The sequence below is a fragment of the Bradyrhizobium sp. Kon56 genome, assembly GCF_055807635.1.
In genome coordinates this window covers 1-224 of the sequence record NZ_JBVVOU010000695.1, presented here as the reverse complement: position 1 = coordinate 224, position 224 = coordinate 1, and the positions used below count along the sequence as shown (strand labels likewise).

General features: G+C 67.0%; 1 pseudogene. It reads left to right on the top strand.

The window, feature by feature from the left end:
* Nucleotides 1–224, top strand: a pseudogene (locus AC0L3B_RS40555) (hypothetical protein); the annotation flags it as partial.

Here is a 224-nt window from a genome sequence, read left to right as displayed (position 1 = left end):
CAACCCGGCCCAAGGAAGAGGGGCGTATCGCGATCGTCACGAACGCGGGCCGGACGGCGGTGGACGTTAGTCACATCGGCGCGAATGGCTTCGCAGGGCGGCTAACCGTGAGCGAAGGCGTCGCGCACACGACCGGTGCGATCGGCGTACGGCAAAATCGTGTGGTCCTGACGCCCGGGGTCTGTGCGTCAAGCGTTGCGGTGATGTGGGTTGCCCAACCGGGC